Below are 6,467 nucleotides of genomic sequence, written 5' to 3' on the forward strand. Positions count from 1 at the left end.
TTCTAAAGAGATGGAAAACGCGTATCTTCCGAAATTTGAAGTGTCGATCCGTCGCCTTCGAGAATGTTTCGCAGGCGCTTGAAATCGCCGCGAGCTGGAATGCCCGCGAGCCAGACGTCTCCGTTTTCATCGAACATGACGTCGAAGGTGCGGTCTCTTTCGTCGATGGGGCGGTCGAAGCTTTCGAACCGAGCGCGGCCCAAGGGCGTCATCAGGTGCAGTTCCTGATTGTCGCTGCCACGAAGCGCCAGAGTTTGCTTCTCGTCGATGTCAAATGGCCCGGTGACGATCGCATCGATGAGAGAGGGCGAGGAAACGAGCGCTTTGGAGATCGTGGCCAAGGGGTACCCGGTAAAGACGAGGATGTCCGTCGTCGATCTCGACTTGAGCCGCGCCAGAAGCTCGAACAAGGCGTCTTGCTGATCGAAGGGTTCTCCGCCCGAGATCGTGATTCCATCGGCGGTCGAAAGCCAGGGTGAAATTGCCTCCATGACCTCGTCCATCGTCGTCGTCCCGCGTCCGAGCACCCACGTGTCCATGGAGATGCATCCTGGACAGCGAATCGAACAGCCTTGAAACCATATTCCAATCCTGCGGCCGGGCCCCAGACTCGTGACCGGGAAATGGATTCGCGACAGATTGACCGTCGTGGTCATAGGGACTGCTCGCTCACGAGGTTGATCGTCGTCGATGCTCCGGGTCGGATCCCTTCGATCCTGTATCTGCGCCCAGCTTCCGCTCCGCGGTCGAACAGACTCCGTGAGAGCGGGTTGATAAGGTGAGACTCGACCTGGTTACGAATGCCGCGCCCGCCATTCGAGAGATCAGCCAGGCACAGGCTGCGAAGGACCTCGCGGGCGGCTTCTGTCAGTGTCACGTCATGGCCCACCGATTTGACGTCTCTGAGCAGGTTGTCGACCATCTGATCGAATATCTCGTTTGCAACATCGGGGCGGATGAAGTCGAAGACGATTACGTTCTCTCCGATACGGTTCAATATCTCGGGTCGATTGAGGACCTGCTTGAAGTGCTTCTCGATCTCGCATCGAACCTTTCTCCGCACCCCTTCGAATGTCTCTTCAGGCGTCACGTTGGCAATTCTCTCACCGGACGGCCCCGGTACGTAGATGCCCAGATTCGACGTAAAGACGATGAAGGCTTCGGAGAAATAGACGCGATCGCCTCGTCCCGAGGTGAGGACGCCGTCGTCGAGAACCTGCAGGAACTTGTCGAGGATTCTCGGATGGGCCTTCTCGATTTCGTCGAACAGGACGACGCTGAACGGCTTCTCGCGGATCGCGTTCGTGAGCTCGCCACCGACGTCGTATCCGATATAGCCGGGCGGGGCGCCGATGAGCCGTTGATCCGAGTGCTCGGCGCTGAACTCCGACATGTCGAACCGGATGTAGGCGCTTTCGTCACCGAACAGCAGGCTGGTGATCGTCTTCGCGAGTTCGGTCTTGCCGACTCCGGTCGGTCCAGCGAGAAAGACCACACCTCTTGGTCGGCCGCCTCTCGGCGATTGTCCGATCCCGGTCACCGCGCGCTTGACGATGTCCAGCATATGGGTGACGGCGTCAGCCTGTCCCTTGACGCGGCGTCTCACGAATTCTTCACCCGAGCTGATCTTTTCGCGGCTGATCTTGCGCCAGGGATCCTCCGTCACGCCCACCTTGAACCGCCGAACGGCATCCCCGATCCGATCGAACTGGACGCCCTCGCTCCGGGCGAGCTGAGCGACCGCGCTCAGGTCCAACAGCAGAAGGCCTTCAGTCTCGTCGACAAATCCTTGGGTGGACTTGTCCAGATCCGATTGCTCCGCGTTCTGTGCGCCCGGAAGACCGCGGACCAGGGAGCGGATCATGCTTCTTCTCGCGACATGATCCGGTCGTCCGATGGGAATGTGACGTATCCGCGGGTTTCCGATCAGGAACCAGTCGGGCAGGTCACCCTCCTTGTCGACGATCCAGATGACCGTATTGAAGTAGGGCAGGCGCTTATCGCCAGCCGGCCGCGCACGCGCTGAATGAGAAAGGATCAGCGCCCGGGAGAAAAGCTGGTGTTCGGGAGGCGATAACGCCTCGTTTCGCGCGATCAGTCTCGAGGCGAAGTCGACGATGAGCGCCGACGGCAGTCCTTCGGCTCCGACATGCCTTTCAAGGGTGGCCGACAGCAGGTCGATCCCGCCGGGGGCTGCTCCGTTGGTCGGCGTCAGACCCAGTTGAGTGAGGTAGCTTCCATCGGCCGGCTCGATATCTCGAAATCCGTTCAGAAGGTCGAAGCATGCGACGCGGGCATAGCCGGCCTCTTTCAATACGTCCGGCAGAACCCGGGATAGCGGCGCTGCGGTAACCTCGCCCGGGACGACTTCGTGAATCTGAAGGTCCCGGGTATTTCCCGAGAGGACGAACTGGCTACGAAGAGGCAGAAAACGCAGCAAATCGCGGAGCCACCTGGCTCTTTCCACCGAACTATCGTGCACCGAGAAGGCCCCCCTTGTACTCGTCCGCGCGATTATAAGCTATCTCACTCGCCTATTTCGAGCACAATTCCCGCGAGTTCATAGGGAAATGGGCTAAGGCGACGGTTTAGAACGGGAAGGCTGGATCGGTTTGAGAAGGGCGCATGCAGAGCATCGAGGGCACTATCAATCTGAGTGCCGGCGATCTGGTCGGCCATCTGAACTGCGGGTATCTGACGGAACTCGATCTGAAGGTGGCCAACGGTCAACTGCAGAAACCGAAACCGAAGATATATCCGGTTCTTGCGACGCTCGCCGAGCGTAGCGCGCTGCATGAACAGCGCTATATCGACCATCTCAGGAAGGGGGCCTAACCGTGACGGTCGTCGACGGTGTCGGGGTCGACACCGCTGCAGTGGACGCGACCATATCCGCCATGGAGCGCGGCGATGCCGTCATCGTGCAGGGAGGGAGCTCTCCAGGCGGGAAGATGGAATGGACGCGCAGACGTCTTGCCGCCTTCAACTCGGAGCTCTTTTACGAGGAACGGCCGCGATCGCGCGCCGGGCTCGAAAAGCAGGAAATCAGGTCGACGAGCAGGGTCAGTGGAGCCGGGCTCAGATATCTGCCTGTCGAACACGCCGGCAACCAGAACTGTGCGAAAGAGGAGGCCGAGGCCGTCCGGCTTCTCGTTTCGGAGATATTGGACACCGGCAGAACTTGGATCGATCGGGAGGGTGTGCAGCGACCGATCGAACTCGACGATATCCTGATCGTCGCTCCTTATAATGCCCAGGTCTTCGAGGTGCAGGAGCTTATCCCCGGCGCACACGTAGGCACCGTCGACAAGTTTCAGGGGCAAGAGGCTCCCATCGTCATCTATTCCATGACAACCTCGAGCCATTCCGACGCTCCGCGTGGGATGGAATTTCTCTATAGCGCCAATCGCCTCAACGTCGCCACCTCGAGAGCGAAGTGCGTCTGCGTCATTGTCGCCTCGCCTCGACTTTTCGAGGCTGAGTGCCGAACCCCGAGGCAGATGCAGCTCGCCAACGCCTTTTGCAGATACGTTGAGATGGCGATCGAATTGCCACCTCTTTGATGCCGACTAAAGTCAGCCGATATTCAGCCGTTGTGCGTCACCTACAGGCGAATTCCAAATCGTCTAGATCTCGCGGTTCCTCTTTACTGTTCTCTTTCGAGTTCACAAACTTCATGCTGACGCGAGGGGGCAAAGCGAAATCGACATCGAGAAACGCCGTTCCGAGCTTCATACTGCTCTGGATTCGTTTTGCGGTGGCCGCGCTAGAGATAAGCGTCGATGCTAAAACGCCATCGGTGGGAGCTTTCGCTGCAATTGCGCTCATCTTCTGGATGTCCGCGCCGCCGTTCGATTTCAGTCGTAAGCGCGCTTTAGGTGGAAGGCCCCAAGTAATCTTGAAGCTTGTGACCTCGTAGCCCATTTGTTCGAGCACGGGCAACGCATGAGGCGGTCGAGTCCGCCAGGGCTTCGGGGAGGGTCGTGTTGGTGGATATGGACGCGCTCGTATGCTGGCACGTTGACGCACCGGCATTTTGAGGGGTCTGAAAGGCGCGGTGGCTGCCAATGATGGTCGCCTTCGTACTCTTCCGCCGATCAAACGTAACCGGCGTGAGGCCCCCACCTAGGTATCCCTTGGCTAACGCGCGATACAGCCTGGCATGAGCGGATCGGTGGAGATGGAACGATGGCAAATGCCATGCTTGATGCCAGGCAGGAAGGTGATTCCTATCGTCGTGTCGAGGTGATCACTGGGGAACGTCGCCGGCGACGATGGACGGGCGAGGAGAAGGCCCGGATCGTGGCGGAGAGCTTTGAGGAAGGTGTGAACATCTCCGAGGTAGCGCGGCGCAATGGCGTTGCCCGCGGGCTGCTCACGGTGTGGCGACGCCAGGTTGCGGCGGTGGCTGGTCCGGCGAGCTTTGTGCCAATCCAAATTGGGGCCGAGAACAGCGGCACAGCCGACGAGCCTATTTCGTCGGCACAGGAGATCAGCGCGTTGTCGACCAAGGCCTGCGGGGTGATCGAGATCGAGCTGAACGGGGCGCGCATCCGGATCGCGCCGGGTGTGGAACTAGCGACGTTGTCGACGGTGCTGTCGGCGCTTCGGGGCATCCGGTGATTGCGCTACGGTCAGACCTCAAGGTGGTGCTGGCGGCCCAGCCGGTCGACTTTCGCAAGTCGGTGCACACGCTGTCGGCGCTGGTGAGCGAAGCACTGCGCGCGAACCCGTATTGCGGCGACGTCTTCGTGTTCCGCAGCAAGCGCATGGACAGAGTGAAGCTTCTGGCGTGGGACGGCAGCGGCATGGTGCTGGTAACGAAGTGGCTGCACCAAGGGCGTTTCACCTGGCCGCCGATCCGCAACGGTGTGGTGCACCTGAGTGCGACGCAGCTTGCGATGCTGCTCGATGGGCTTGAGTGGACGCGTGTCTCACCCAAGCCTGTGAAGCAGCCGGCCATTGCCGGCTGAGGAGTGAGGATTTTGCTGGAGCAAGCGGCGCGCGCCTGTATCGTCTGATCATGGCGATTCGCCCCGACGCTCTCCCGACCGATCCGGCGGTTCTGACCGAGATGGTACTCGCGCTTGACGCCGAGAACGAGAAGCTGCGCGTGGCGATGCAGACACTCAGGGAGATGATTTTCGGGAAGCGTTCGGAGAAGCTTGCGGTGCTCGTGGACGAGCAACTGGCGCTCGAGCTGGATGATCTTCAAACCGACGCCACACGGCCTGCGCCGGCCAACGACGATGCGCCTGCGGCGAAGTCGCCGGACAGGCCACGCAAGAGAGCGCGCCGCAACATCGGTGCGCTGCCCAAGCACCTGCCGCGTTGTGAGCAGGTGCTGGAGCCGGAGGCGACCGCTTGCCCGTGCTGCCAGGGCCAGCTTCACAAGATTGGCGAGGACGTCAGCGAGGTGCTGGACGTGATCCCGGCGATGCTGCAGGTGCTGCGGACGGTCCGTCCCAAGTACGCCTGCCGCAGCTGTACCGATGGCGTAGTCCAGGCGAAGGTACTGCCGCGCCTGATTGAGAGCGGCATGGCCTCGACGGCACTGGTGAGCCATGTGGTGGTCTCGAAGTTCGCCTGGTATCTGCCGCTGTACCGGCAGGTGCAGATCCTGGCCGGCCAAGGCATCCAGCTTGACCGTGCGACACTCGCCGGCTGGATCAAGCGTGCCGCCTGGTGGCTCAAGAGCCTCTATGAGCTGCAGCTGCAGATGATCCAGGCTGCACCGCGCGTGTTCTGCGACGAGACGCCGATGCCGGTGCTCGATCCCGGGCGACATCGCACCCGCATCTGCCAGTTCTGGGCGCATGCCATGGATGACCGGCCATGGGGCGGGCCCTCGCCGCCGGCGGTTGCCTACGTGTTCGCCAACGGCCGCGGCACGGAAGAGATCGCCAGACAATTGATGGGCTTTTCCGGCATTCTGCAGGTCGACGGTTATGCCGCCTACAAAGCGCTCGCCCGCGATCATGGCGGCGCAATCCAGCTCGCCTTTTGTCTCGCCCACGCCCGACGCAAATTCGTGGAGGTCTATAAGACGACGCAGTCGCCGTTCGCGCGCGAGGTGATCGAACGCTTGCAGGCGGTCTATGCCATCGAAGCGGAGATCCGCGGCAGCAGCGCCGAGCAGCGGCTGGCCGCCCGCCGCACCAGGTCCGCTCCGTTGATGGAGGCGCTCAGGGCGCGGCTGACCGCCATGGCCAGCCAGCTCTTCTCCCAGTCGAAGCTGACGGAGGCCATCAACTACGCGCTCAATCACTGGGACGGGTTGACGCTGTTTCTCCGCGACGGCCGTGTCGAGGTGGACAGCAACACAGTCGAGCGTTCCATGCGCCCGATTGCGATGGGAAGACGCAACTCATTGTTCAGCGGCAGCGAGGGCGGCGCCGAGAGCTGGGCGATCCTGGCTTCGCTCGTGAACACGGCAAAACTCCATGAACTCGACCCGCAGGCCTACC

8 protein-coding genes are annotated in these 6,467 nt (G+C 61.1%); 5 read left to right on the plus strand and 3 right to left on the minus strand.

Annotation, left to right across the window (positions count from 1 at the left end; all coding sequences use genetic code 11):
- Positions 1–2 precede the first annotated feature (2 nt).
- Positions 3–656, minus strand: coding sequence for a 4Fe-4S single cluster domain-containing protein (locus AXW67_RS33410; RefSeq protein ID WP_063681357.1), 654 nt, complete (start codon positions 654–656; stop codon positions 3–5).
- Positions 653–2,482 carry an AAA family ATPase gene (locus AXW67_RS33415; RefSeq protein WP_063681358.1) on the minus strand — a complete coding sequence of 610 codons (1,830 nt, stop codon included), beginning with the start codon at positions 2,480–2,482 and terminating at the stop codon, positions 653–655. The genes AXW67_RS33410 and AXW67_RS33415 overlap by 4 nt, the downstream gene beginning before the upstream one ends.
- A gap of 143 nt (positions 2,483–2,625) precedes the next feature.
- On the opposite strand from AXW67_RS33415, the gene AXW67_RS33420 reads away from it, so the two are divergent.
- Both AXW67_RS33420 and AXW67_RS33425 read left to right on the plus strand, forming a co-directional pair.
- Positions 2,626–2,835: a hypothetical protein gene (locus AXW67_RS33420; protein WP_063681359.1), complete on the plus strand. Its 210-nt coding sequence runs from the start codon at positions 2,626–2,628 to the stop codon at positions 2,833–2,835.
- Positions 2,836–2,837: 2 nt separating this feature from the next.
- Positions 2,838–3,563 carry a DEAD/DEAH box helicase gene (locus AXW67_RS33425; RefSeq protein WP_063681360.1) on the plus strand — a complete coding sequence of 242 codons (726 nt, stop codon included), beginning with the start codon at positions 2,838–2,840 and terminating at the stop codon, positions 3,561–3,563.
- Between the two features lie 37 nt (positions 3,564–3,600).
- Here AXW67_RS33425 and AXW67_RS33430 read toward each other — a convergent pair whose 3' ends face one another.
- Positions 3,601–3,936 carry a hypothetical protein gene (locus AXW67_RS33430; RefSeq protein ID WP_145928045.1) on the minus strand — a complete coding sequence of 112 codons (336 nt, stop codon included), beginning with the start codon at positions 3,934–3,936 and terminating at the stop codon, positions 3,601–3,603.
- 252 nt (positions 3,937–4,188) lie between these two features.
- Between AXW67_RS33430 and tnpA the strand changes: the two genes are divergently transcribed.
- The 3 genes from tnpA to tnpC all read left to right on the plus strand — a co-directional run.
- Positions 4,189–4,623: an IS66-like element accessory protein TnpA gene (tnpA, locus tag AXW67_RS33435; RefSeq protein WP_063676401.1), complete on the plus strand. Its 435-nt coding sequence runs from the start codon at positions 4,189–4,191 to the stop codon at positions 4,621–4,623.
- Positions 4,620–4,973 (plus strand): IS66 family insertion sequence element accessory protein TnpB, encoded by a 354-nt coding sequence (tnpB, locus tag AXW67_RS33440; RefSeq protein WP_063676402.1) that lies wholly within the window; start codon positions 4,620–4,622, stop codon positions 4,971–4,973. Before tnpA ends, tnpB begins: the two co-directional genes overlap by 4 nt.
- Before the next feature lie 50 nt (positions 4,974–5,023).
- On the plus strand, positions 5,024–6,467 hold a 1,444-nt coding region (gene tnpC / locus AXW67_RS33445), incomplete at its 3' end, for an IS66 family transposase (RefSeq protein ID WP_063676403.1).

The organism is Bradyrhizobium neotropicale (assembly GCF_001641695.1).
In the GTDB taxonomy this organism is placed as follows: domain Bacteria; phylum Pseudomonadota; class Alphaproteobacteria; order Rhizobiales; family Xanthobacteraceae; genus Bradyrhizobium; species Bradyrhizobium neotropicale.

What these genes read in the sequence shown, in the direction of transcription:
- tnpA (WP_063676401.1), top strand. Translation starts at nt 4,189, where the DNA reads ATGGCAAATGCCATGCTTGATGCCAGGCAGGAAGGTGATTCCTATCGT.
- AXW67_RS33420 (WP_063681359.1), top strand. Translation starts at nt 2,626, where the DNA reads ATGCAGAGCATCGAGGGCACTATCAATCTGAGTGCCGGCGATCTGGTC.
- AXW67_RS33410 (WP_063681357.1), bottom strand. Translation starts at nt 656, where the DNA reads ATGACCACGACGGTCAATCTGTCGCGAATCCATTTCCCGGTCACGAGT.